The sequence below is a fragment of the Streptomyces sp. NPDC057302 genome (genome assembly GCF_042667685.1).
Lineage (GTDB): Bacteria > Actinomycetota > Actinomycetes > Streptomycetales > Streptomycetaceae > Streptomyces.
Window position 1 is genome coordinate 1 of record NZ_JBHUZJ010000109.1, and the last position, 24,318, is coordinate 24,318.

At 71.3% G+C, this 24,318-nt stretch carries 18 protein-coding genes; 14 read left to right on the forward strand and 4 right to left on the reverse strand.

What is annotated here, in order from left to right; translation table 11 throughout:
* Positions 1–210 precede the first annotated feature (210 nt).
* On the reverse strand, positions 211–1,161 hold the full coding sequence (locus ACFUPX_RS40635; RefSeq protein WP_383334166.1) for an SDR family NAD(P)-dependent oxidoreductase: 951 nt from the start codon (positions 1,159–1,161) through the stop codon (positions 211–213).
* A 363-nt stretch (positions 1,162–1,524) separates the two neighbouring features.
* On the opposite strand from ACFUPX_RS40635, the gene ACFUPX_RS40640 reads away from it, so the two are divergent.
* Both ACFUPX_RS40640 and ACFUPX_RS40645 read left to right on the forward strand, forming a co-directional pair.
* Positions 1,525–2,202, forward strand: a complete 678-nt coding sequence (locus ACFUPX_RS40640; RefSeq protein WP_383334144.1) for a DUF4255 domain-containing protein — start codon at positions 1,525–1,527, stop codon at positions 2,200–2,202.
* On the forward strand, positions 2,199–4,241 hold the full coding sequence (locus ACFUPX_RS40645; RefSeq protein ID WP_383334146.1) for an ATP-binding protein: 2,043 nt from the start codon (positions 2,199–2,201) through the stop codon (positions 4,239–4,241). Before ACFUPX_RS40640 ends, ACFUPX_RS40645 begins: the two co-directional genes overlap by 4 nt.
* A gap of 41 nt (positions 4,242–4,282) precedes the next feature.
* On the opposite strand, the gene ACFUPX_RS40650 is transcribed toward ACFUPX_RS40645, so the two are convergent.
* Positions 4,283–5,680, reverse strand: coding sequence for a hydrolase (locus ACFUPX_RS40650; protein ID WP_383334148.1), 1,398 nt, complete (start codon positions 5,678–5,680; stop codon positions 4,283–4,285).
* 385 nt (positions 5,681–6,065) lie between these two features.
* Here ACFUPX_RS40650 and ACFUPX_RS40655 point away from each other — a divergent pair, with 385 nt between their 5' ends.
* From ACFUPX_RS40655 to ACFUPX_RS40710, 12 genes are all read left to right on the forward strand, one after another.
* Positions 6,066–7,661 (forward strand): phage tail sheath subtilisin-like domain-containing protein, encoded by a 1,596-nt coding sequence (locus ACFUPX_RS40655; protein WP_383334150.1) that lies wholly within the window; start codon positions 6,066–6,068, stop codon positions 7,659–7,661.
* 62 nt (positions 7,662–7,723) lie between these two features.
* Positions 7,724–8,167: a phage tail protein gene (locus ACFUPX_RS40660; protein WP_383279946.1), complete on the forward strand. Its 444-nt coding sequence runs from the start codon at positions 7,724–7,726 to the stop codon at positions 8,165–8,167.
* Positions 8,167–8,673: a hypothetical protein gene (locus ACFUPX_RS40665; RefSeq protein ID WP_383334152.1), complete on the forward strand. Its 507-nt coding sequence runs from the start codon at positions 8,167–8,169 to the stop codon at positions 8,671–8,673. Before ACFUPX_RS40660 ends, ACFUPX_RS40665 begins: the two co-directional genes overlap by 1 nt.
* Positions 8,670–8,828 carry a DUF6760 family protein gene (locus tag ACFUPX_RS40670; protein ID WP_361195977.1) on the forward strand — a complete coding sequence of 53 codons (159 nt, stop codon included), beginning with the start codon at positions 8,670–8,672 and terminating at the stop codon, positions 8,826–8,828. Before ACFUPX_RS40665 ends, ACFUPX_RS40670 begins: the two co-directional genes overlap by 4 nt.
* Before the next feature lie 3,378 nt (positions 8,829–12,206).
* A complete protein-coding gene (locus tag ACFUPX_RS40675; RefSeq protein ID WP_383334153.1) occupies positions 12,207–12,359 on the forward strand; it encodes a hypothetical protein in 153 nt (50 codons plus the stop codon).
* Positions 12,360–12,437: 78 nt separating this feature from the next.
* The gene (locus tag ACFUPX_RS40680) at positions 12,438–12,860 is read left to right on the forward strand and encodes a phage tail protein (RefSeq protein ID WP_383334155.1); all 423 of its coding nucleotides are present in this window, start codon (positions 12,438–12,440) and stop codon (positions 12,858–12,860) included.
* A 77-nt stretch (positions 12,861–12,937) separates the two neighbouring features.
* The gene (locus ACFUPX_RS40685) at positions 12,938–13,657 is read left to right on the forward strand and encodes a LysM peptidoglycan-binding domain-containing protein (protein WP_383334157.1); all 720 of its coding nucleotides are present in this window, start codon (positions 12,938–12,940) and stop codon (positions 13,655–13,657) included.
* On the forward strand, positions 13,657–15,573 hold the full coding sequence (locus tag ACFUPX_RS40690; RefSeq protein ID WP_383334159.1) for a VgrG-related protein: 1,917 nt from the start codon (positions 13,657–13,659) through the stop codon (positions 15,571–15,573). The genes ACFUPX_RS40685 and ACFUPX_RS40690 overlap by 1 nt, the downstream gene beginning before the upstream one ends.
* A gap of 64 nt (positions 15,574–15,637) precedes the next feature.
* Positions 15,638–16,090 carry a GPW/gp25 family protein gene (locus ACFUPX_RS40695; RefSeq protein WP_383334160.1) on the forward strand — a complete coding sequence of 151 codons (453 nt, stop codon included), beginning with the start codon at positions 15,638–15,640 and terminating at the stop codon, positions 16,088–16,090.
* Positions 16,090–18,048 carry a putative baseplate assembly protein gene (locus tag ACFUPX_RS40700; protein WP_383334161.1) on the forward strand — a complete coding sequence of 653 codons (1,959 nt, stop codon included), beginning with the start codon at positions 16,090–16,092 and terminating at the stop codon, positions 18,046–18,048. Before ACFUPX_RS40695 ends, ACFUPX_RS40700 begins: the two co-directional genes overlap by 1 nt.
* Positions 18,049–18,091: 43 nt before the next feature.
* On the forward strand, positions 18,092–18,649 hold the full coding sequence (locus ACFUPX_RS40705; RefSeq protein WP_383334162.1) for a phage tail protein: 558 nt from the start codon (positions 18,092–18,094) through the stop codon (positions 18,647–18,649).
* Entirely contained in the window at positions 18,646–19,965 is a 1,320-nt protein-coding gene (locus ACFUPX_RS40710) for an NADase-type glycan-binding domain-containing protein (protein ID WP_383334163.1), read from the forward strand. Before ACFUPX_RS40705 ends, ACFUPX_RS40710 begins: the two co-directional genes overlap by 4 nt.
* Positions 19,966–19,992: 27 nt before the next feature.
* Here the strand turns inward: ACFUPX_RS40710 and ACFUPX_RS40715 are convergent, their stop codons facing one another.
* Together ACFUPX_RS40715 and ACFUPX_RS40720 are read right to left on the reverse strand one after the other, a co-directional pair.
* Positions 19,993–20,481: a hypothetical protein gene (locus ACFUPX_RS40715; protein ID WP_383334164.1), complete on the reverse strand. Its 489-nt coding sequence runs from the start codon at positions 20,479–20,481 to the stop codon at positions 19,993–19,995.
* Positions 20,482–20,607: 126 nt separating this feature from the next.
* A complete protein-coding gene (locus ACFUPX_RS40720) occupies positions 20,608–23,964 on the reverse strand; it encodes a S8 family serine peptidase (protein ID WP_383334165.1) in 3,357 nt (1,118 codons plus the stop codon).
* Between the last annotated feature and the right edge of the window lie 354 nt (positions 23,965–24,318).

A 24,318-nucleotide genomic window follows, 5' to 3' on the forward strand; every position in this document is an offset into this window, starting at 1 on the left:
AGCATGAAGTATTGCCTCCAGGGTTCGGCGCCCGCTATTTGACGCCATGGACTCCCCGAAGCCTAACGGGCCGAGCAGTCTGACAAGAGCCACCCCGCCCCCAGACCGGGCTCAGACCCGGCAGTGGTCGGCGTGTCCCGCCACCAGGACGGCCAGGACGGTGCCGGGGAAGCGGTCTGATCGTCCTGGGGCTATCCGGTAGTCCTGGGGCTATCCGGGGACGGCGGCGGGGTCGACGCCGGTCAGGTCACAGCTTGCGTCCCACAACCGTGCCGCCACGGAGGCGTCGGTCAGGTGGTCCCATACCGGTTCACAGCGGGGCTCGCCCCGCAGACCGAAGACGCGCGGCCCCCACAGCTGGCCTCCACACACAGCCGGGTCGAGCACCGCTCGGACCGCGGGCCACGCCCCCGCATGCTTGCCCTGGACGAGGAGAGCCGCAGGTGCCGCGCCCAGCCGTGCGCCCGCGCTCCGCACATGGACCGGCGGCCGTGACGGGGTGAGGGAGTCCAGCGCGCCGCCGGGATGGACCACGACGCTCGCCACCGTGCCGCCGACAGCGCGCAGGCGGCGGTCGAGCTCCACACCGAAGTACATCTGCGCCAGCTTGGAACGTCCGTAGGAACGCTTGGCCTCATAGCCCTGCACGGACTGCAGGTCGTCCAGGTCGAGCCGCTCCGACTTCGCCGCGAAGCTGCCCACGGTCACGACGCGCGCCTCCGGCGCAGCCGACAGGAGCGGCATCAGCCACCAGGTCAACGCGAAGTGCCCGAGGTGGTTCGTGCCGAACATGAGCTCGTGACCGTCCCGTGTCTCCTCGCGCGGCGGGTCGTCGAGCGCGACGCCGGCGTTGTGGACCACCGCGTCGAGGCGTTCCACCCCCAGTGACTCCGCCACAGACGGCAGCGACGAGAGGTCGGCGAGGTCCAGCCGGACGGCCCGCACCCGCGCACCGGCGACACGTGCACGGATCGAGGCCATGGCGACCTCGGCCTTCGCGGGATTCCGGCTGCCGAGCACGACGGTCGCTCCGGTGGCCGACAGCTGCTCGGCGACGAAGTACCCGATGCCGGCGTTGCCGCCGGTGACCAGGAAGACGCTGCCGTCGGCACGCGGCAGCCGGTGGACATTCCAGGAGGGGACGGAGGATGCGGACGACACGGTGGCGGGTGCTCCCTTGGTGGTCAAGACGGCTCCCGCGGCATGCGGGCAACCCGGGACCCACCGTTCCAGCGGCCACCGACACATCACCTACCGCGCACCGACAGCCCCGCCGGACGGCCGATATCCCACCGACGCGGTGCTAGCCCCTTGTGCGCGGGCCACGGCAACTGTGTGCGGGCTACGGCCACGGCTACGTACATCTGATCGAACAGGCTTCCCCCGGGGTGACCCCTAAGGGCAACAAGCGCTGCCCCGACGTCATCCCTGACGTACCTGCAATCCGGCCGGGGCGGGCAGCACGATCGGTGACAGGGCCGTCATCGGCCGGTGCGGAAGCGAACGGCTGGTGGGAGCGCAAGGGTGATCCATGAGGTGGACGAGGTACTCAAGGGCCTCATCGGCGGCGGGGCGCTGGCCGGAGCCGGTATCGACGTGTCCTTCGACGTGCCTACCCGTGACTGGGCGGCCCGGCGCAACGCACCCGTGGTCAACGCGTACTTGTACGACATCCGGGAGGACGCGTCCCTGCGGCAGCGCGGCCACTCCGGGCTGCGCGACGAACGTGACATCGTCGTGCGCCGCCGCCGTCCCCCGCGCTGGTTCCGGCTCGCCTACCTGGTGACGGCCTGGACGAAGACGCCGCAGGACGAACACCGGCTGCTGTCCGCCGTGTTGGCGACCCTGCTGCCGCACGAGCTGCTGTCCGCGCAGGAACTCCCCGACGCGCTCGGGCGCCTGGGCCTCTCGATTCCGGTGACGGTCTCCGGCAGCCAGTCGGAGGCCCGGTCCCTCGCCGACATCTGGTCCGCGCTCGGCGGCGAACTCAAGCCCTCCCTGGACGTCGCGGTGACCGTGCCGTTCCCGGCGTACCCCGACTACGACGCGGGACCGCCGGTCACCGAGGGCGCGACGGTCCGCCTGCGTGCCGCCGACGGAGGCCCGCCCCGGTCGGCGGACCGCTCCCACCGGCCCCGCCAGGTGGCAGCCGCCCGCACCGCCCACGAGCAGGCGGCGACCCGTCACACGGAGCAGTCATGAGCACCACGTCCCTGGAAGACCTCGACGCCGCTGCCACCCGCCCCCGGGAGGCCGGCGCCACCGGGCCTGACCACTTGCTCCTCGAACGGCTGGCCGGACTGCGTCAGACGGTGGCCGCCCTGGTCGAGGCCCGGACCGCCGGCGACCCCACTGCGAGCGACCCGCTGCGCGGTCTGTACCTGTCCGAGGAAGCCGTACGTCATCTGCTCCACGCCCCGCCTCGGGCGGCGCCGGAGACAGAGGCATCGGTCTGGCCGCAGGACGCCGGTGACCCCGACGACCGGCTGGCCCGGATTGCCGCCCGGCTGGGCCTGACCGAGCTGGACGCGGCCGTCCTGCTCATCGCCCTCGCCCCCGACCTCGACCGCACCTTCGAGCCGCTGTACGGCTATCTCAACGACGACGTGAGCCGTCGCCGCGCCACCGTGGGGCTCGCCCTGGAGCTGTGCGGGATCCCCGCGCACCTGCCGGACGCCCGCGCCCGCTTCCACCTCTCGGCGCCGCTGCGTGCCCTGGGGCTGCTGAAGGTCGAGGACACCGAACGGCCGCTGCTCACCCGCTCCTTGCGCGTGCCCGACCGGCTCACCGCCCATCTGCTGGGTGACGCCACCCCCGATGCCGAGCTCCTGGGCATGCTGCGTCCGATGCCGGCCCCGCTGCCCGGCGCCGCGCGTGACGAGGACTTCGTCCGCCGACTCGCCGCCCGGCTCGGTGCGGGACCCTGCACCGCCTATCTGCAGGAACACCGCGAGGGCGACGCCCTGGCCGCCCTCGCCTCCGCCCTGCACACGGCGGGCCTGCACGCCCTGCGCTTCTCCGGCCCCGCGGAGCACGTACCCGAGCTGCTGCGCGAGGCGCGCCTCAGCGGCCGCGTCGTCGTCGTGTCCGGCCTGCCCGGCCAACCCGGCCCGATGGTGGCCCAGTTGGCCTCCGCCACGGACGTGACCGTGCTCCTCGCCGACCCCCGCCCCTACGACCCGCAGTGGTCGTCCGCGCACGATCCGCTGGTGCTCCAGGCGCCCCGGCTCCCGGCGGGGGGCACGGCGACCTGGCAGACCGCGCTGGGTGCGGCCGCCGACGGCTTCGACCTGGCCGCCACCGTGGCCCCGTATCACCTCGGCGGTGAGCACATCGGGCGCGCCGCCCAGGCCGCCGTTGCGCTCGCCGCCTTCGACGGGACGCCGCTCACCGCCGCCCACGTCCGGCTCGCCGCCCGGCAGCAATCGGCCTCCGGTCTCGAACAGCACGCCCGCCGGATCCGGCCCGCGGTGACCTGGCAGGACCTGGTCCTGCCCGGCGCCCCGCTCACCCAGCTCCAGGAACTCGCCCTGCGCGCCCGCCACCGCGACCGCGTACTCGGCGACTGGCGGCTCAGCGCGGGCGGCGGGCGCGGACGAGGGGTCCTCGGCCTGTTCGCGGGAGAGTCCGGCACCGGCAAGACACTGTCCGCAGAGGTGGTCGCCGCCGATCTGGGGGTGGACCTCTACGTGGTCCAGCTCTCCTCGATCGTGGACAAGTACGTCGGCGAGACCGAGAAGAACCTCGAACGGATCTTCACGGAGGCCGACCGCACGGACGCCGTGCTCCTCTTCGACGAGGCCGACGCCGTCTTCGGCAAGCGCTCCGAGGTCAAGGACTCCCACGACCGGTACGCCAACATGGAGAGCGCCTACCTGCTGCAGCGCCTGGAGTCCTTCGACGGCATCGCGGTGCTGACCACCAACCTGCGCGCCAACATCGACGACGCGTTCACCCGCCGTCTGGACCTGGTGGTCGACTTCCCCTTCCCGGACGCGGGCCAGCGCATCGCGCTGTGGCGGCACGGCCTGGCGCACGTCCCCCATGCCGAAGGCATCGAACTCGACCTGCTCGCCCGGGACTTCGAGCTGGCCGGCGGCTCCATCCGCAGTGCGGTGGTCACCGCCGCCTACCTCGCGGCCGGCCGGGACGAGCCGGTCGCGGCGGGCGACCTCCTGGAGGGCGCCCGCCGCGAGTACCGCAAGGCGGGCCGGCTGGTCCCGGGCGAAGCCAACTGGTGACCGGCGGCCGGTGAAAGCCCGACCCGTGGCAGGGGGAGGCGTCACACGGTGAAGCGGACCGCCTCCAACTGCTTGTACTGCTCGATCGGGCTCCCGTGGTACTTCCACCCGCCGGGGTCGGTGCACACCTCGCCCATCCACTGCTCGTCCTTCACCCGGGCGTCGCTGCACACGGAGCCGTCGAGGACCTTGAAGGTGTACCCCTCCAGGGCGGGGTCGGCGCTCTTCGAACTGCCGAAGTACATGTTCTTCCCGTCGCCCACCTCCGACCACGGGATCTCCGTACGCCATCCTTCGCCCACCCAGGCGCCGGTGCCGTGCACGCCCCCGGTGTTGACCACCGCGATGTTCAGGGCCTTGATGGGCGTGCCCTTGCCGACCGTCCCGGCCTCGGCCCCGTCACACACGGGGTCCTGCCAGCCGTCGCCCGCCACGAAGGCCCGGTAGCAGATGTGACGGCCCTCGCTGCGCTCGGCGACCTTGCGCACCGCGTCGGCGGCGGTCTCCTTCTTGGGCTTCGGGGGCTTCTCGCCCCCGCCTCCGCCACCTCCGCCGCCGCCCGAGCCACCGCCGCCGGGCTTCTTCTCCCCGTCGTCCTCCGGCTTCTTCTCGGGCTCGGGCGGCGCGCTGCTGATCGGCGGGGGCGAACTGGGCGGCGCGATCTTCCCGGCCTCCACCGGCTTCTCCCTGGCCACGCTCTTGACCTGCGGTTTGTACGTCAGCCAGATCACCACGAACGCGATCGCCACCGCGAGCAGCAGACCGAAGGTGGTGGCCAGCCAGCCGGGCAGGATCCCGCGCTGTACGAAGGTTCCGTCCACGTCCATCGGCTCGGTGCCCGAGCGTCGTACAGCCAGCGTGTAGGGCTGCTCCTGCTTGGACCCGAACCAGGTGATCTGCCGGGGCCGCAGCGTCGTCTTCACGAACGCCGCCCGGCCCGGGTCGATCTGGATGTTGCTCGGGTGCAGGTCGTACGAGAGCCGGTCCCCGGTGTCGCTGCCGCTGAGCGAGGCGGTGACCTTGGTGTTGCCGAGGTTGTCCACCGCCAGCCGCGGCCGCCCCCGAAACCGCCCCTTCACCGTCGGCGGCACCAGCTCGGCGCGCACTTCGGTGAAGGGGGTGATGGTGAGGTTCCCCTCGGGGACGGTCGCGGCGTCCGGGTGTTCGGTCGGCGTGATCCGCACCGCGTACGGATTGGGTCCTGCGGTCGCGTCGGGCGTACGCGGCGGCGCGAACGTCAGCTCCACCGTGCCGGTCGTCCCCGGGTAGAGCCGCAGCGACGGCGGCTCCACCGTGGTCCAGGGCGAGAGATCACCGACTGGCTCGAAGCGGTACTCGTCGACGATGTCACCGGTGTTGCGCACCTTGAGCCGCACCGTGGTGCTGCTGCCGGGGTCGACGGTCGCGGAGGCGGGTTCTAGAGAAGTCCAAAGGCTCACGCCTCGACGCTAGGAGAGCCTGCCCGGCCCGTCAGGAGTCCGCGGGGCACACCTGGTTGCCTGGAGGGGCAGCGGCCTGTGCTCGCCGGCCCGTCCCACCTCCCCGGCTCACCTCATGATTTCGCCGCTGCGTCCGTGCCGTGGTCGGCGATTCCTAGCTCGCCACCACCCCTACCGGGCCGCCTGTCTCCCGGACAGGGCCGCAGGGGCAGCCATACGGGCAACGAATCGGGCGGGGTCAGGCAGGGACCCGGAGCCGACCGCCCGAGAACTGCCTTTGCGGGCAACGGCGTTGCCCGGCAACCGGCACCGGAGGACATTCCGGCGGGGCTTTGCACCGGCCAGGCTGAGGAAGTCCCGTTTCGTAGCCCGAGGAGAGCAGAGCATGCCGTCCTACTTGTCGCCCGGCGTCTATGTCGAGGAGGTGGCCGGCGGTTCGCGCCCGATCGAGGGGGTGGGCACCTCCGTGGCGGCCTTCGTCGGACTCGCGCCGTCAGGACCGCTGAACGAGCCCACGCTGGTGACCAACTGGACTCAGTACGTCGCCGCCTTCGGTGACTTCACCGGCGGCTACTACCTGGCGCACTCCGTCTACGGCTTCTTCAACAACGGCGGGTCCGCCGCGTACGTGGTCCGGGTGGGCGGCTCCACCGACGGCTCGCGCGGTGACGGCGAGTCCCCCGCCGCGGTGAACGGCGCGGCACCTGCCGCCGCGCTGCCCGCCGCCGAGGCGAAGCAGCTCGGCGCGTTCTCCGTGGCGGCCACGGCGCAGGGCGCGAACGGCCCGCTGAGCGTGGAGGTCGCCGACCCCGAGGGCGAAGGCCCCGCGGAGCGCTTCAAGCTGGTCGTCAAGAGCGGCGACAAGCCGGTCGAGACCTTCGACGTCAGTGCAAAGAAGGGCAACCGGACCTACGTCGTCACCCAGGTCAAGGAGCGCTCCAAGCTCATCACCGTGACGGAGAACGCGTCCGGGGCGCAGCTCACACGGCCGGAGAACCAGACCGTCGCCCTGCCCGCGCCTCCCGCCGCCGCCCCCGTCCCGGCGCCCGTGGAACAGGACACGTCCGCACACCCCGGCCCGGCCCAGTACCTCGGTGACTCGGCCGACCGCACCGGCTTCGGCGGCCTGGAGGCCATCGACGAGATCTCCATGGTGGCCGTCCCCGACCTCATGGCCGCCTACCAGCAGGGCTCGATCGACCTGGAATCCGTCAAGGCCGTGCAGCTCGGGCTCATCGCCCACTGCGAGCTGATGGGGGACCGGGTCGCGGTCATCGACCCGCCTCCGAGCCTGAATGCCCGTCAGATCCGGGTGTGGCGCCAGGAGACGGCCGGCTACGACTCCAAGTACGCGGCCCTGTACTACCCCTGGCTCAAGACCTTCGACCCGGCATCGGGCAAGTCCCGCATGATGCCGCCCAGCGGACACATCGCCGGCATCTGGGCCCGCAACGACTCCGAGCGCGGTGTGCACAAGGCCCCCGCCAACGAGGTCGTACGCGGCGCCGTCGACCTGGAGCTCCAGATCACCCGCGGCGAGCAGGACCTGCTCAACCCCATCGGCGTCAACTGCATCCGTGCCTTCCCCGGCCGCGGGATCCGCGTCTGGGGCGCGCGCACCCTGGCCTCCGACCCCGAGTGGCGCTACCTGAACATCCGCCGGTACTTCAACTACCTGGAGGAGTCGATCCTGATCGGCACCCAGTGGGTGGTGTTCGAGCCGAACGACCACGCGCTGTGGGCCCGCATCCGGCGCAACATCTCGGCGTTCCTGGTCACCGAGTGGCGCAACGGCGCGCTCTTCGGCCAGCGGCCCGAGGAGGCGTACTACGTCAAGTGCGACGAGGAGACCAACCCGCCGGAGTCCGTCGACCTGGGCCGGGTCGTGTGCGAGATCGGCGTCGCCCCGGTCAAGCCCGCTGAGTTCGTGATCTTCCGCCTGGCTCAGTTCTCCAGCGGAGGCGGGGAGTTGGACGAGTAGGCCGCCGTCCGACCCCACCCTCGTACGCCATCGCCACGAAGCCCTAGAAGGACAGCGATTCCATGAGTCTCATGCAGGGTGACTCCCTCACCTCACACAACTTCGGTCTGCAGATCGACGGCGTGATGGTCGAGTACCTCCAGGAGGTCAGCGGCCTGACCCTCGAACAGGACATCATCGTCAGCCAGCAGAACACCGCGCAGGGAAAGATCGACATCAACATCCTGCCGGGCGTGAAGAAGAACGGGCAGTGCACCGTGGTGCGCGGCATGACCCAGTCGTCCGCGTTCACGCAGTGGATCAACGACTCGATCAACGGCCAGATGAGCACGGCCCGCAAGAACGCCTCCATCATCATGATGGATTACCAGGACAACCCGGTGAAGCGGTACAACCTGCGCAACGCCTGGTGCAACAAGATCGACGCCAGCAGCCTGAAGGCCGGCGAGGCCGCCGTGCTCACCGAGACCGTGACCATCGTCTTCGAAGAACTGGTCATCGAGTAATGCGTCGTAAGGCTGTCGGCACGCCGGACGGCGGCACCGTGATCGCGGCGCCCCCGGCCACTCAGACCGCGGCGGCGGGAGCGGAGTCCCCCGCTCCGTCCCCCGCCGCCGCTCCGACCGACAACACACCGCAGGTCCTGCGCACGGAGTTCCCCTTCCAGCTGCCACGCGGATACGTGGACGAGGCGGGCACCGTGCACCGCGACGGCGTGATGCGTCTGTCGACGGCACGGGACGAACTGATCCCGCTGCGTGACGTCCGCGTCCAGGAGAACCCGGCGTACCTGTCGGTGGTTCTCCTGGGCCGGGTCATCACGCGCCTGGGTTCGCTGCCTTCGGTGCACGACGGGACGGTGGAGAGCATGTTCGCCTCCGACCTGGCGTTCCTCCAGGACTTCTACCGCCAGATCAACGCCGAGGGGCACACCCGCGCCGCCGTGCAGTGCCCGCACTGCTCCGAGCCGTTCGAGGTGGAACTCGGCGGGAGCCGCCTGGGGGAATCGTGACGTACGCGACCGACCGACTGCACGAGGAGATCGCGTACGTCGCCTACCACTTCCACTGGAACCTGGAGACGATCCTGGACCTGGAACACCACGACCGCCGCCGCTACGCGGACCAGATCGCGTCCTTCGTGACGCTCGCCGGTGCGGAGGGCTGAGGGGTGGGATTCTTCGACCGGTTGCGGGGCGGGGGAATGGATGCGGGTGCGGGGGCGGGTGTCGGTGCGCGCGATGGTGCTGCCGGTGCTGATGCCGTGGGTGATGACCGTGGCGTCGGGGGTGGCGACGATGCCGTAGCCGTCTCGGGCGCGTGGGCCGGGCTGCCGCCGATCCAGCGGGCCGTGCGCGACGGCGGGTCCGGTGTCGCGGACTCCGCGTTCGGCAGGCGGCTGCCCACGTGGCAGAACCCGTCGTTCACGGCGGCGTCGTCCCGCACCGGCGTCCTGGACGAGGCGTCGTCGAGCAGCCTGCTCTCCTCCGTCTCCTCTTCGCCTACCGCGGCATTGAGCAGCACGGCGCGGCCGGTCACGGGGCTCGAGAGGGCCGGGGGTGCGGCGCCCTGGACGCCGTCGTCGCCGTCTCCGTCGGCGCGGCCCATGCGGGTGGCGCCGCTACGGGAGGTGCAGCGGGCCGAGGCGAGGCCTGCCCCCGCTCCGGAGGCATCCGGGGCAGGGCCAGGGGCGTCGGGGAGGTCAGGTGTGGGCGGAGGGGCGAAGGGGTCTGCCGCATCCGTAGCCGCATCCGCATCCCGTCGATCGGTGGGGGGCGCGGGGCCGGTGGTGTCGACCGCCGGGCGCACCACTTCCCCGTCTTTGGGTCGCGCAGGGCGGCCGGGGCCCGCGGAATCTGCTCTGTCTTCCGCGGGAGCTGGCGTTACGGGGCCGGCGTCGGCGCGGAGGCCGGTGCCGGTGGCGGCGCCCTTGCCGGTGCAGCGTGCTGCGGCGCCCGGGGTCCGGAGCGCGGGCGCGGGCGCGGGCGCGCCTGGCGGTGTCCGGAGTTCTGGAGCGCCCCGGGTGACCGGGGCGCAGCGGCCTGGGAGTTCTGAGGTGCCGGGTTCCGGCCGAGAGGGGACTGTGCCGCAAGCCGTGCAGCGCTCGCGTGCCGTGCAGGAGGGGAATGGGGCGTCGGTAGTCATGCCGTCCCGTGCACCGAGCGCTGCACCGCCGTCGCTCTCTCCCACTCCCGCCCGTGGGGTACATGTGACGCCCACCCCGGCGGCCGCCGCGCCGCTGGTCGCCACGCGGCCTCCGGCCCTGACCAGGGCGCAGGCCGCGCCTACGGCAGTGCAGCGCCGTGTCCTGCCCGTGGCCCGGCAGGGGGCTGCGCCGGTGCAGGGTGCTGTCGGTAATGGGTCGAGGGTTGCGCCGGGCGGTGGGGGAGAGGAACGAGGGGGAGGCGAAGTGCCTTCCCCCTCAGGGCCGTTCACGGATACTTCGTCCGCGCCTGAGCCGAGTGCTGTGTCCGCGCCTGAGTCGAATACTGTGTCCGCGCCTTCGGCTGCCGTGCCGTCGCTTGCGGCCTCGGCGAGTGCCGCTGCACCAGCCGCCGCAGAGGGGACTGACCGGAACCGGCCGTCCCCTGCGGGGTCAGTGGTGCAGCGGGCGACGCAGAGTCAGCAAAGCCCTGCGCCGTCCGCCTCCTCACGTCCCTCTCCGTCCGCCCCGCTTGTGGCGGCGCCTGACTCTCGTACGGCAGGAAGCAATTCCCGTACCGAGAAGCGAGGTTCGCGTGCTGAGGCAAGCAACTCGGCTGCCACGATGGAGACCACCCGTGCGGAAGCACCTAACCTCACAAGCCAGCCGTCGAGTTCGGCCGCGCATGGACTATCCGTGAGCCGCCAGCCCTCGACGGTCCAGCGCGGCGCAACACGCAAGGTCCTCCGCCCGGGTCTCGGCGCTCCGGTCACCTCCGACGCCCTGCCCGAGGCACGGACGTCCGCACCACCTTCGCCCACGCCCCCCGCGTCGGCACACTCGGGCCCGACCGCTGCCTCCGACGTACCCACAACTCCCGCCGGGCCGCCTGCGAACCAGGCCTCCACGCTGCCCGCCCGCGAGGTCCAGCGCTCCACGGCTCCCGTGACCGGGCCCGCCCCGCGTGGCCGCACCCCGCTCGGCGCGCCGCTCACCGCCCCGCCTCCGGGTGCCGTACCGCTCACGAATTCTCTGGAGCGGGGGCCTGCCCAGTCCCGCAGTGGTGACCGCACGGCTCCGTCACCGGTTCAGCGCGCCGTTTCCTCCCACGCGCCCTCCACACCGACCGGCGCGGCACGCCCCCACGCCTCTACGCCGACGCATCGGATCGCCGCATCCGGCGAGCTCAACGCACCCGACGAGTCCGTCCCGACGTCAAGGCCCGCGCCGCGCACCGACATCCCGAGGCAGACCTCGAACACGCCCGGACCCACCGACTCGACGGTGCCGCCCCTCCAGCGAGCTGTCACACCCAACTCGCCCACCGCGCCTACTCCCGCACAAGAGCCCGCGACACCCCCAGCCCCGCCGTTGCAGCCCACCACCCCGTCTACCGGATACGCCCCGAACCCGGGTTCCGTACCGCGCACTGGCACCACGAAGCCAACCCCCGACGCAGCACTTCCCACCAGCTCGACGGCGCCGCAGCCGGCCAGACGGCCTGTACCCGGCTCACCTGCCGGCCCCTCGCAGCCGACCGCGGGGACCTCAAGGCCCACCAGTTCAACAGAGCCGCCGCCCGTGCAACGGGCCGTACGGAACTCGCCTGCCGCCCCTTCGAATCAGGCCCCCGGAGCGCCTCACGCCACCACCCCCGCCGTACCCCCCGTGCAGCGCGCCATCACCACACCCAATCCGCCACCTGTGCCTGTGTCCGCGCCTGCCCCTGCCCCGGCACGGAACGCAGCACTGCCCGCCGAGCCTGCCCCGACACAACGCCCCCGTACCCCTCACTCCAACACCACCACGCTCCCGCCGGTCCAACGCACCACCCCGCCCACCGCACCGGCCGTCCCGTCCCGCGAGGCCGCCGTACCGCACACGAGTACTCCGACGAAGGCACCGCAACCCGCATCCCCCCGGCCGAACGCCACGGCGGCGCTGCCGAGCCAACGACCCACCGGACCAACGGCGGTCACACCCCCTGCCAAGTCCACCACTCCGGTGGCAGCCCGTGCCGTCCAACGGACTACGGCCCCCCAGTCCCCCCTCCCCGTAGCCCGCCTCATCGCCCCCTCTACACAGTCCCGGGCAACTCCCCATCAGCCCCTGCCCATCGCCCGCGCAGGCGGCACCACCGGTCCAAGCACCGGCGGAGGCCCAGTCGTCCAGCGAGGTTTCCGTTCTGCGACCCGTGCCGCGACGCGTTCGGCGACCGAGACGCTCGCCGCCTCCGCCGCGGCCACCGTCGCGAACACCCTGGGACGTATCCGGCCCCGCAGTCAGGGCCAGCAGGAGCAGGAGGGAGCCGAGGACGACCCGCTGCCGTTCCCGCCCGACAGGAACACGGCTTCGGCGACCTCATCCGCCACCGGGAGCTCGCCGCCGCCCGGGTACACCCGGGTGCCCAAGGGGACGTTCGACCCGAAGGACCTCACGGACTTCCAGATCGACGAGCTCGTGCACCGCATGATCGGCCGCATCACACGCCTCGTCCGCACCGAACTCCGTATGGACCGCGAACGCATCGGCAGGCTCCGCGACGACCGCCGCTGAACGCACGCACCCCACGCCCCGCAGCAGAAGAAGCAGCCAGAGCAGCAAGAGCAGCAACGACAGAAAGGCCCACCCTCGATGCCCCGCCAGGACCCGGGTTCCACGATCTGGTTCAGCCTCTCCATCGACGGCCAGAGCCTCGGTTACTTCAACGGGTGCGAGGGGCTTTCGACGCAGGTGGAGATCGAGCAGCGCCAGGAGGGCGGGAACAACGGGTTCGTCTGGCAACTGCCCTCCCGCGTCACCTTCTCCACCATCCGGCTCACCCGCCCCCTCACCCCGGACACCACGAAGGTCGCCAAGTGGATCTCCTCCGTGCAGACGGGCATCAAACGGCCCACCGCCGAGATCGCGGCGCTGCGTGCGGACGGGTCGGAAGTGGCGCGGTGGGGGCTGATCGACGTGCTTCCCGTCAGCTGGCAGGGGCCCCGGCTCGACCCCGGCAGCCCGGCGGTCGCCACGGAGGTCCTGGAGATCGCCCACCACGGGTTCACGGACTGAGGGACCGGACAGAGCAGGGGCACCGCGGTCCGTGAGAGGGACCCGGGAGTCCGGAGCAAGGAGCAGGAGACACCCACATGCCCAAGAGCAAAGGCGCAGGCAAGAGCCTCGTGCGCGCCAGCCTCGCCATCCATGAGCCGCCCGTCGGCATCAGCACCACGCCGGGCGGGCTCATCAGGACGTTCGCCTTCGACTTCAACCCGGCGCAGCTGACCATCGGCCGCCGCGCCAACTGGACGGTGACCCCGACCGCGAGCAACCGGGACGGCGCGATGCCGGAGTTCATGGGTTCGGAGCAGCGCGAGATGAACGTGGAGATCTTCCTCGACTCCTCCGACAGGCCGACGAGCAACCAGGTCCTGAAGAAGGTTCAGGCGCTCCTCGACTGCTGCGGGGTGACCGCCAAGAGCAAGAAGGCCGACCAGCCGTCGCCGCCGTGGGTGATCTTCCAGTGGGGGGCGTTCACCACGGCCCGCTTCACCGCGTACGTCAGCTCCGTCGACGCCTCGTACACCCTCTTCGGCACCTCGGGCGTGCCCATCCGGGCCACCTGCCAGCTGCGGTTGCACGAGATCCCCAGCGATCCCTCGGGGCAGAACCCGACCTCAGGCGCGCTCACCGCGCAGCGCGTGCACCGGGTCGTCGCCGGTGACTCGTTGCAGTCGCTCGCCTGGCGTGAGTACGGCGACGCCACCGTGTGGCGGGCCATCGCCGAGGCCAACGGGATCGACGACCCGTCCACCCTCACCTCCGGCACCGAACTGGTGCTGCCCGCATCGCAGGAGGTGGGTCGCTGATGGCCAACACCGCCTTCTCCAGCATCATGAAGGTGAAGCTCGGCGGGGCGAAACTCCCCGACGAGTACGCCCGGATGCTCGTCGACGGCTGGGTCGACCAGGGCGCCGGGGTGCCGGCCGCGTTCCGTCTCACCTTCCGCGACCCGTACCGCCTGCTCCTCAAAGAGCTCAACGTGAAGTTCGGCACCGAGGTGGTGCTGACCCCGGTGGCCGACGGGCAGGGCTCCGGCGAACCGCTGCTCACCGGTGAGGTCACCGCCCTGGAGGCCGACTACGACGGCACCGGATCCTTCACCGTCATCCGTGGCTACGACCTCGGGCACCGCTTCCTGCGCCGGCGCCGCGTGGTCGCGTACACGAACGAGACGGCGTCCTCGATCGTCCGGAAGCTGGCCGGCCTCGCGGGTGTGCCCGTCGGGAGGATCGAGTCGTCCGGCGCGAGCTATGAGTTCATCAGCCAGGCCAACGTCACCGACTGGGACTTCATCGGCCGCCTCGCGGACGAGAACAAGATGGTGATGTCCCTGGACGCCAAGGGCAAGTTCAACTTCCTCTCGCCCAAGCCCTCCTCGGGTGCGCCCTCCCCGAAGAGCGCGCGCAGCGAGAAGAACCCCCTCGTCCTGAAGTCCGGCACGGACATCCTGCGTCTGCGGACCTCCGTGACCGCCGCCGACCAGGTGGCCGAGGTGGAGGTGCGTGGCTACGACGTCGCCAACGCGCGCGAGATCGTGGAGACGTCCCGCCGCGCCAACAACCCCGTCTTCTCCATCGGTTCATCGCCCAAGAAGGCCGCGGGGGCCTTCAAGAAGACCAAGCTCGTGCAGACCTCGATGCCCTACGACAAGCGGCCCGAGGTCAAGCACGCCGCCGACGCCCTCTTCGACGACGTGTCCTCCTCCTTCTCCGAGCTCGAGGTCATCGTCCACGGCAACCCCAAGCTGCGCCCCGGCGTGCCCGTGGCGCTCGCCGACGTCGGCTGGCCCTTCCAGGGCAAGTACACGACGACCTCCGTGCGGCACGTGTTCGGCAACGGCCAGCGCTACGAGTCCTGGGTGACTGTCAGCGGGCGCCAGTGGCGGTCCCTGTACGGGCTCACCTCGGGCGGCGGGGAGAGCGAGCCGCGGCTGCCCGGTGTGGCCAACGCCGTCGTCACTGACGTCGACACCAAGGACGAACAGGCCCGCGTGAAGCTGAAGTTCCCGTGGCTGGACGACACCTACGTCAGCGACTGGACGCGCTGTGTGCAGCTCGGCGGGAAACGCGGCGGTGGCATCTTCCCGCTGGACGTGGGCGACGAGGTCCTCGTCGGTTTCGACCGGGGCGCGCTCGATCACCCCTTCGTGATCGGCGGGCTCTACAACGGCAAGGACAAGCCGACCCGGAACAAGGCCCCGCTGTACTCCGGGGCACGTAACCAGGCCAGCCGTCACACCATCTCCGACCGCACCGGCAACCGCGTCGACCTGCTCAGCCAGCGCGTGGGCAGCAACCGGGGCGTGCGGCTCTCCACGGGCGACGACAAGCTGACCGTCCACCTGGACCGTGCCAAGACCGAGATCACCGTGGACAGCAGGGGTTCGGTCACCATCAAGGGCAGCCGTTCCGTGTCCGTCCGGGCGGGGACGGACCTCACGCTGCGCGCCGGACGCAACGTGTCCATCCAGAGCGGCGGGATGCTCAGCCTCCGGGCCGGGAGCGCCGTCAACGTGAACGCGGGCGGCGGCGGATTCAGCGTCAACACGTCGTTCTTCAACGTGCGGGCGGCCGGCATGGCCTCCCTCATCGCGACGGGCGGGGTCACGGTGAACACCGTCGGGGCGATGGCGCTCACCTCCGGCGCCACGATGGCCCTCAACTCGACCAACATCGGCCTGAACGGTGTGGTCCTGGTCAACAGGAAGCCGCTGCCCTTCTGATGACCCCGACCACTCATGAGACCCACACCACCCCGCATCCCGAGAAAGGACCGGTGATTCCCTGATGGCCGAACAGTTCGTCGGCTCCGGCTGGGCGTTCCCGCTGCGCATCGGCCCCACCGGGGGCATCGCCCTGGTCAGGGGGGAGCGCGAGGTCGAGGAGGCCATCCGGCTCGTCCTCGCGACCTCCCCCGGGGAGCGGCCGATGCGCCCGGAGTTCGGCTGCGCCATCCACGACCTGGTGTTCGCGCCGGTCAACGAACAGACCGCGGGACGCATCCAGCACGAGGTCCATCTGAGCCTGGACCGCTGGGAGCCACGCATCGAGGTGCACGAGGTCGAGGTCACCGCGGGCGAGGACCAGAACGTGCTCTACATCGACGTGCGGTACGCGATCCGCGGCACCAACAACCCGCGCAGCCTCGTCTTCCCCTTCTACGTCATTCCCTCCCACGAGGAACCGGGGGCCGCGGAGACGTCCGACGGCCCCGGTGCCTTCCCCGAAAGCGACCGCTGATGCCCCTGCAGAGCCCGAACCTCGACGACCGCCGCTTCCAGCAGTTCGTCGACGACGCCAAGCGCTACATACAGCAGCGCGCCCCGGAGTGGACCGACCACAACGTCTCCGACCCCGGCGTCACCCTCGTCGAGACGGTCGCGCACATGGCGGACCAGATCGTCTACCGCCTCAACCGCGTCCCGGAGAAGAACCACCTGGCCTTCCTCGACCTGGTCGGCATCACGCTGTTCCCGCCGTCCGCCGCGCGTACCGACGTGACCTTCTGGCTGTCCGCGCCGCGTGACGAGCCGGTGGCCGTGCCCGTCGGCACCGAGGTGACCACGCTGCGCACCGAGACCGAGGACGCCGTCGTCTTCGCCACCGAGCACGCCCTGCGCATCGTCCCGAGCATGCTGCGGCACCTGATGGTGCAGCGCCGCGGGGAGCCCGTCACCGACCGCACCGCCGACCTCGCCGAAGGCAGCGACGTACTGTGCTTCACCGAGGCCCCGGCCCCCGGCGACTGCCTGCTGTTCGGCCTGACCGCCGCCGTCCCGCACTGCGCGATCGCCCTCGAACTCGACAGCCGCGTCGACGGCGTGGGCGTCGACCCCCGCCAGCCCCCGCTGGTCTGGGAGGCGTGGACGGCGGACGGCTGGCAGCCGTGCGAGGTACACCGGGACGGCACCGGCGGCCTCAACCGGCCCGGCGACGTGGTCCTGCACCTGCCCGGCGGCCATGTCCTGTCCCGCAACGGCGGCCACGAGGCGGGCTGGCTGCGCTGCCGCGTCACCGAACCGCTGCCCGACCAGCCCTTCTACACCACCTCGCCGACCGTGCGCTCCGGCGACGCCTGCACCATCGGCGGCACCACCCGCGTCGTGCACGCGGACACGGTGTACGACGAGGCGCTCGGCGAGGCCACCGGACTGCCCGGCCAGCGGCTGCGGCTCGCCCACGCGCCCGTCGTCGGCGACGACCCGCCGGTACTGCTCCAGAGCGCCGAGCACAACGGCTGGGAGGACTGGCAGGTGGTGCGCAACTTCGCCGAGTCCCGCCCCGACGACCGGCACATCACCCTGGACGCGGCCACCGGCGACATCGCCTTCGGCCCCGCCGTCCGCGAGGCCGACGGCTCCCTGCGCCAGTACGGCAGGGCCGCCCCCAAGGGCGCCGTCATCCGCGCCCGCCGCTACCGCACCGGCGGCGGCCGGGCCGGCAACGTCGCCCGCGGCGCCCTGAGCGTGCTGCGCAGCTCCATCCCGTACATCACCTCGGTCGTCAACCGCGAGGCCGCGCACAGCGGCGTCGACGGCGAGACGGTCCAGGAGGCAAAGGTCCGCGCCCCCATCACGCTGCGCGCCCAGGAGCGGGCCGTGACCCTGCGCGACTACGAGGAACTCGCCCGCCGGGCCGCTCCGGAGACCGCCCGCATCACGTGTCTGGAGGGCAAGCCCGACGAGCACGGGGCGCACGCGGTGCGCCTCCTGGTCGTGCCGCAGGCCGTGCCCGACCCCGGTGGGCGGCTGCGGTTCGAGCAACTCGTGCCCGGCGACGCCCTGTTGGACCGCATCACCCGCCACCTCGACGAGCGTCGCCTCATCGGCACCCGGCTCGCCGTGGGACCGCCGTACTACCAGGGCATCACGGTGGTGGCCACGGTGCACGCGTTCCGCGGGGTGGAGACCGACCGCGTCCGGCGCGCCGCACACGACGCTGTCTACCGCCACCTCGACCCGCTCACCGGTGGCGCGGACGGCAGGGGCTGGCCGTTCGGCCGTCCCGTCCAGACGGGCGAGATCTTCGCGGTCCTCCAGCGGGTGCCCGGCGTGGAGCTGGTCGACGAAGTCGTCCTGCACCCTGCCGACCCCCTGACCGGCAAACGCGGCGACCGCACCGACCGCATCGACCTGGAACCGTCCGCCCTGGTGTTCTCCTTCGACCACCGCGTACGGGTGATCGGGGACGCCTCGTGAGGACGACTCGGCGCCATCCGCACCGGCATTCCGGCGGCCGCTCATGAGGGGCTCCGTCGACGGCCTCGGCTCCTCCGCGCCCCTCGGCATGATGCTCCCGGCCGTCTTCGCCGACGACGACCTGGCCCAGCACTTCGTCGCGGGCCTCGACGAGGTCATGGCGCCGATCCTCAACGTCCTCGACTGCCTGGACAGCTACTTCGACCCCGCGCTCGCCCCGATCGACTTCGCCCAGTGGCTCAGCATCTGGGTGGGCGCGGAGACGGACGGCATCGAGTCCGATGCACGGCTGCGCGCCGCCGTCGCCGCCGCTGCCGCGCTGCACCGGGTGCGGGGCACGCGACAGGGCCTGTCGGAGGCGGTGCGTCTCGCGTTCGGCACCGCACCGGAGATCACCGAGAGCGGCGGAGCGGCGTGGAGCGCGCGCCCTCGCGGCCCGATCCCCGGCAGCCCCCGCCCCCAACTGCACGTGGCGCTGCGGCTGCCCGATCCGACACCGGCGGACACCCACCGCCTGGACGCGCTCGTGGCCGCCACCCGCCCCGCCCACATGCCCTACACCGTCACCGTCACGGTCGCCGAAAGGACTCTGGAGTCATGACCAGGCAGAACTGCACCGAGTGCGACGCCCGCGTGGAACCCGGTCAGTCGTTCTGCGACGCCTGCGGTGCCGTCCTCAGCTGGGATCCGGCCGGGGCGCGCACCGGGTCGGCGTCGGCCGCGGATCCGGGTGCCCACGCCGGCTCCGGGCCGGGCTGGGACGGCTTCGCCCGCTCGTCCCGACCGGCGCCCCCCGAGGCCGACCCGGCGGGCGCCGCCCCCGTCACCGGGCCGGTGCCGGCTCCGGCCACCGACCTGCGGGCCAGCGGCTCCGGCCTGCCCCTTCGGCCCGCCGCTCCAGAGCCCGCGGCCACCGAGGAGAGGCACCCCACTCCAGGCGCCCCCTCACCCGAACCTCACGCCCACAACCCGGACTTGACCGACACGGCGCCAGGCGGGCAGGTGCCCGCGTACACCCCCGGCCCGGACACCGTCCGTTCCCTCCTGGTGCCCGTCGCGGACCCGCAGGCCGCACCGCCGCCCCCGTCCGTGAATCCGGTCCTGCCCGGGCGGCCCGACGCCGAGCGTCCGCACGTGCGCGTGCCCGGACAGCAGCCCCAGGCAGGCAACGGCCCGCCGTGCCATTGGTGCGCCACCCCGAACCGCCCCGACCGGCACTTCTGCGCCCGCTGCGCGATGCCGCTCGCCGAGAGCGGCGACCAGACGACCGGTCCGCTGCCGTGGTGGCGCCGCCTCATGGGCCCCGGCCGCAACCAGACCCCCTGGGCGGGCGAACGCCCCCGGCTGCGCCGCGTGCTCGACCACATCGGCTCCTGGATCACCTGGGCCGTCGTCCTGACGCTGCTCATCTTCGCCGCGGTGAACCTCTCCGACGGCATCCAGGCCACGCGCGACCACTTCGCCAAGCGCGCTCCGGTCGAGCCGGACGCGATCCGCGCCTCGAACGCGTACGCGGGCCATGGGGCGAAGCTGGCCTTCGACAAGCTCAACAACACCTGGTGGGGCCCGGGGGTCGCGGAGTCGGGCCAGGGGGAGTGGATCGAAGTGCGCTTCACCCAGCCGACCCGGCTGCTCGACGTCATCATCACGCCGGGTGTGTCGACCCGCGCCGACCAGCTAGGCAAGTCGGCCCTGCCGCACCGCGTCAAGGCCACGGTCACCAAGAAGGACGGCTCCACCGCTACCCGCGACCTCACCTTGGACCCGGGCCCGGGCGGCCAGCGCCGCTCCTTCCGGGTCGGCGAGGTCACCCGGGTCCGCTTCACCATCGAGTCGGCCCACGCCGCCTCCGCCAGCAAGCAGGTGGCCATTGCCGAGGTCGAACTCTTCGGCCGGTCCAACGGCAGCCGGACCTGAGCGGGCGAGCCTCCGTTCAGACGTCCGTCAGTCGAGGACCACCATCTCCCGCCAGCAGACCGCCAGGTCCCTGTGGAGGTCCTCCCTGCGTTGGAAGCCCGGGGGAATGGGGGCGTTGGCGTCGAAGTAGAAAGCCATGGAGAGCAGTTGGGCGCCCATGTGCGTCGTCTTCAGGTGGTTCTGGAGTTTGTCCACGTCCACCGCGATTTCCTTGAGGAAGGCGGGCTTGACGTACTCGGTGGCGCGCAGGGTCTTCAGCTCGACGATGATCCGCTCGCCCGGCACGGTGCTGGAGCCGTTGAGCAGCAGGTCACTGCGCTGCTTGCCGTCGAAGACGAACTGTTCCCGCCGTACGTCCAGAGTCGAGTCGTACGCCCGCAGATTGCCCGCGAGCTCGGCCTGCAGCCACCACTCCCAGCCCCAGTCGAGGAGCTGAACGCGCTGGGCCCGGGCGCCGTTCTCACGCATCCAGGCGAAGACGAAGTCCCGGAACTGCGGAACCGTGATCGACGGCATGTGGTCCCCCTCGGTTGTCGGTATGTGCCTCCCCAAGGGGTCTACTGCGCGGCGGGACAGCCGTCCATCGTAAGGACCGAAGCGGACCGGACCCCGCCGCGCCGGGCGGGGTCCGGTCCGCCTGTGTCAGCGTCCGAGGAACGCGTCGTACACGGCCAGCTTGGAGATGTTGCCCTGCTGGTCGACGATCTCGGCGCGCAGCGCGACCCCCTTGCCCTTGGCGGGTGCGCGCAGGGACGCCCTGTCGTGCTTCAGACGCAGCTTCTGCCAGGTGTCTCCGCTGTCATAAGAGGCCTCCACCGTGAGGGACTTGTACTTCTTCCCCGCCGCGGCGCCCTGGACCTCCACCGGCATCGACAGCTTCTTCCCTGCCTTGGCCTGCGACTGAAGGTCCACGTCCGGGCGGAAGCGGACCGTGGAGGCGGGTAGATCCTTGTCGCCGTCCTTGGAAGAAAAGGTCCAAGAGGCGTCGATGCGCGTGGCCACGCGCGCGATCTTCGGGTCGCGCGTCTGTGAGGTGCTCAGTGTGTACGCGCCGTCCTCGGCCGGCACCGGGAACGAGGCGAAGGCGAGCTTGTCGTCGCTGTCGGACAGCTTCACGCCGTCGCGGTGGAGGGTCGTGCGTACGGTCTCCACCTCCACGGAGCCCTCGTGGTCCGCACCGTCCGAGAACATGCTCAAGAACGCGTAGAGCGTGTTCTGCGAGCGGATGAGGGAGTGCCGCTCGTCGAGGACCGGTCCGATGACACCTGCGTTGAAGTTCTCGACATAGGTACGCCTTGGCCGGTAGGTGGCGTTGCTCAGGTGATAGCTGGCGTCGGTCAACCGCCAGCCGTTGGGCAGCTCGTCGCCGAGTTGTTCCATGAAGGTGCTCCACTGCGCGCCGTCGGCCGTGGAGACGTAGAGACGTTGAGTGCTCGGAGCGGCCAACGGCATCCGGCCCGCCGCGTATCCGAGCAGGGAGCCCTTCAGTCCGCCGATCGTCGCGAGGTAGGCGTCCTTGCCCGGCGCGGCCTCGCCCAGACCGGCCTTCACGGTGGCCAGCTCGCGGCGGCCCGCGTGCCGCTCGTAACCGGTCGCCAGACGGCTGAGAGGCCCTCCGTACACCAGCGAGTACTGCGTGTCCTCGCCCTTGGTGAAGTCGGCGTCCCACAGCTGCTGCAGCGAGCCGTCGCTGATCTCGGGGCCGAGGTGGGCGACGCGGACGTTCTCGTACGTGTCGAGCTGCCAGCCGAACCGGTAGTTCGTGTACCCCTTCTTGACCTCGTAGATCATGTACGCCTGCTGCGCCTGGGCCTTGCGGTCGGGCACGGTGATGTCGACCGGCTCTGCGGTACGGGCGTCCAGCGTGACCTTCTGGTCCTCGTTCACCACCAGCTTCGGCTGGGCGATCCAGTCCAGGCCCTTGGCCGGGTCGGCACGGTCGGCCAGGACCACGCCCTGCACGTTGTACTCACCCACCGGCAGCCGCACGGTGGTGGAGTCACTCTTCTCGTCGAGCGTGAACTCGGTGCCCGCGGCCTCGCCGGTCAGGCCCGTCACGTACGTCTGGAAGTACGCGGCCTGCTTGCCGTCACGGCCCAGATGGTCCAACTCGACCGCATACGAGGGGACTTCACGCTTGACCGTGAACGCGCTGCGGACGGCGCTCGGGTCCGTGCCGCCGGTGCCGGTGGCGAGGACGGCACCGGAGTACTGCCCGTCGGGCGCATCGACCTTGGTGTCGGCGCTCACGGTGACCTCGGCCGTTCTGCCGGCCGGGACGGTGACCTGCGCCGGACTGACCTTGAACATGCCCTCCGGGGCGGCCTTGCCCTCCGGCCCGGTGCCGCTCGCCGCCAGGTCCAGGGTGACATCGGCCGGGCCCGAGTTCCGGTAGGTCAGGGTGCGGGTCAGCGGCTTGTCGTCGTCGTGCGGCCAGGCAGCGGTACCGAAGTTCAGCGAGGTCTGCTCCGCGTACACGGTCGACTCGATGGCGCGATCGGCCTGGATCCGGCCGGAGCCCTGGTCGAAGGCCGCGAAGCCGGTGTCCTTGGTGGAGCCGGTGAGTACGCCCTTGAGCTGGGCGGCCTTCCAGTCGGGGTGCTGCTGCTTCAACAAGGCTGCGGAGCCCGCTACATGGGGCGTCGCCATGGACGTACCGGAGATGGTGACGTACCCCTCGGGGTTCTCGCCGTACTCCTGGGCGATGGCGCTCCCGGGGGCGGACGCGGCGGTGATGTCGACGCCCGGCGCGGTCACGTCCGGCTTGATGGCACCGTCGCCGACGCGCGGCCCGCGGCTGGAGAAGTCGGCCATCTGGTCGTCACTGTCGACGGCGCCGACAGTCAGCGCGCTGTCCGCCGCGCCGGGTGTGCCGACGGTTGAGGCGCCCGGCCCTTCGTTACCGGCGGCGACGGCGAACAGGACGCCGTCGGACTCGCTGTAGTGATTGACCGTCTCTTCGAGCGGTTCGACACCAGGGCTGTCCGGTCCGCCCAGACTCATGTTGACGACGTCGGCGCCCTGCGCGACCGCCCAGTCGATGCCCTTGATGATGTCGGACTCGGCCCCGCTGCCGGTGTCGTCGAGGACCTTGGCGTCGATGATGCCCGCGCCCGGAGCCACTCCCTTGTACTTGCCGCCCGACTTCGCGCCTGACCCGGCGACGGTGGAGGCGACATGGGTGCCGTGTCCCTGACGGTCCTTGTTGTCCGGGGAGGTGGAGAAGTTGGACTCGGCGACCTGCTTGCCGGCCAGGTCCGGGTGGGTCTCGTCCACGCCGGTGTCGACGACGGCGACCTTCACGCCCTTGCCGTCGAAGCCCGCCTTCCAGACCTTGTCGGCGCCGATCTGCGGGACGCTGACGTCGAGTTGAGCCTTCAGCGTCGCGTCCAGCCAGATATGGGCGACACCTGGGGCGGCGGTACGCGTGACATCGTTGTCCGGCCGCGTGAGTGACTTCCACAGCGCGGGCAGGCCTGCCGCCGACGTGCTCAGAGCCTCGGCGTTGAGGGCCTTGAGGGTGTGGCGCACTTTGGTGTGGCCGGCTTGGCGCACCTGGGCTCGTGCGGTGGACGCGTCACCCCGGTAGCCGACGATGACACGCAGGCCGCCCTTGTGTGCGGTACGGGCCGCCGCCGTGTCGAGCTGGGCGGCGTCGAAGAGCCGCGCGTCGAGCTTGCCCTGGGCTATCAGGCGCTGGGCGTCCAGCGGTACGGCGAGGGAGCGTTTGCCGTGGTTCTCCAAGCGCACGGGTATCTTCTTGCGCCCCGGCGCGGGGTGGAACGCGCTGACGCGGCCCGCGGTCACCTCGACGATGTCCCCGGTGATCAACTGGACGCGGTGCGGGGGACTTTGCTTGGTGGCGGCAGCTGCGGAGGTGGGGGAGGGGGATGCCGGATGCTCGGCGGCGGCCGGCGTCGTCGCGGCTCCCGCGGTCATCGTGATGACCGCGGTGGCGGTCAGTGCGACGGTGATCGGTCTTTTTGCTGGTCTCTGCACATCGATCCTTGTTCGGGCGGTTGGGCGTTCGTCGCACCCCGGGCGCTGTCGGGCGGAGCTCTGGTGAAACGAGGTTGTATACAGCGCGTGCGGCGTCGGGGGGTGCTCATGCGTGAAATGTCGCTGATGGCAGGGTTGTTGGGCCCCACCGAGTGACTGGTGCAGGCATGAGGAGCTCTTCCTAGCCGTTTGGTATACCGCGAACTTGGGTGCGGCGCAGTACGGATCCAGGAAATGAGGCGACGCGTCGGGAGATGCGGACGGCTATGCCCTTGATGTCCCCGGGGTGGTCACGGGGTCGCCCTGTACGACTTCAGGCGTCAGGGTGGAGAAGGACTCAGTCCTTCTCCACCC

What these genes read in the sequence shown, in the direction of transcription:
- ACFUPX_RS40645 (WP_383334146.1), top strand. Translation starts at nt 2,199, where the DNA reads ATGAGCACCACGTCCCTGGAAGACCTCGACGCCGCTGCCACCCGCCCC.
- ACFUPX_RS40655 (WP_383334150.1), top strand. Translation starts at nt 6,066, where the DNA reads ATGCCGTCCTACTTGTCGCCCGGCGTCTATGTCGAGGAGGTGGCCGGC.
- ACFUPX_RS40660 (WP_383279946.1), top strand. Translation starts at nt 7,724, where the DNA reads ATGAGTCTCATGCAGGGTGACTCCCTCACCTCACACAACTTCGGTCTG.
- ACFUPX_RS40665 (WP_383334152.1), top strand. Translation starts at nt 8,167, where the DNA reads ATGCGTCGTAAGGCTGTCGGCACGCCGGACGGCGGCACCGTGATCGCG.
- ACFUPX_RS40680 (WP_383334155.1), top strand. Translation starts at nt 12,438, where the DNA reads ATGCCCCGCCAGGACCCGGGTTCCACGATCTGGTTCAGCCTCTCCATC.
- ACFUPX_RS40685 (WP_383334157.1), top strand. Translation starts at nt 12,938, where the DNA reads ATGCCCAAGAGCAAAGGCGCAGGCAAGAGCCTCGTGCGCGCCAGCCTC.
- ACFUPX_RS40690 (WP_383334159.1), top strand. Translation starts at nt 13,657, where the DNA reads ATGGCCAACACCGCCTTCTCCAGCATCATGAAGGTGAAGCTCGGCGGG.
- ACFUPX_RS40695 (WP_383334160.1), top strand. Translation starts at nt 15,638, where the DNA reads ATGGCCGAACAGTTCGTCGGCTCCGGCTGGGCGTTCCCGCTGCGCATC.
- ACFUPX_RS40700 (WP_383334161.1), top strand. Translation starts at nt 16,090, where the DNA reads ATGCCCCTGCAGAGCCCGAACCTCGACGACCGCCGCTTCCAGCAGTTC.
- ACFUPX_RS40705 (WP_383334162.1), top strand. Translation starts at nt 18,092, where the DNA reads ATGAGGGGCTCCGTCGACGGCCTCGGCTCCTCCGCGCCCCTCGGCATG.
- ACFUPX_RS40710 (WP_383334163.1), top strand. Translation starts at nt 18,646, where the DNA reads ATGACCAGGCAGAACTGCACCGAGTGCGACGCCCGCGTGGAACCCGGT.
- ACFUPX_RS40715 (WP_383334164.1), bottom strand. Translation starts at nt 20,481, where the DNA reads ATGCCGTCGATCACGGTTCCGCAGTTCCGGGACTTCGTCTTCGCCTGG.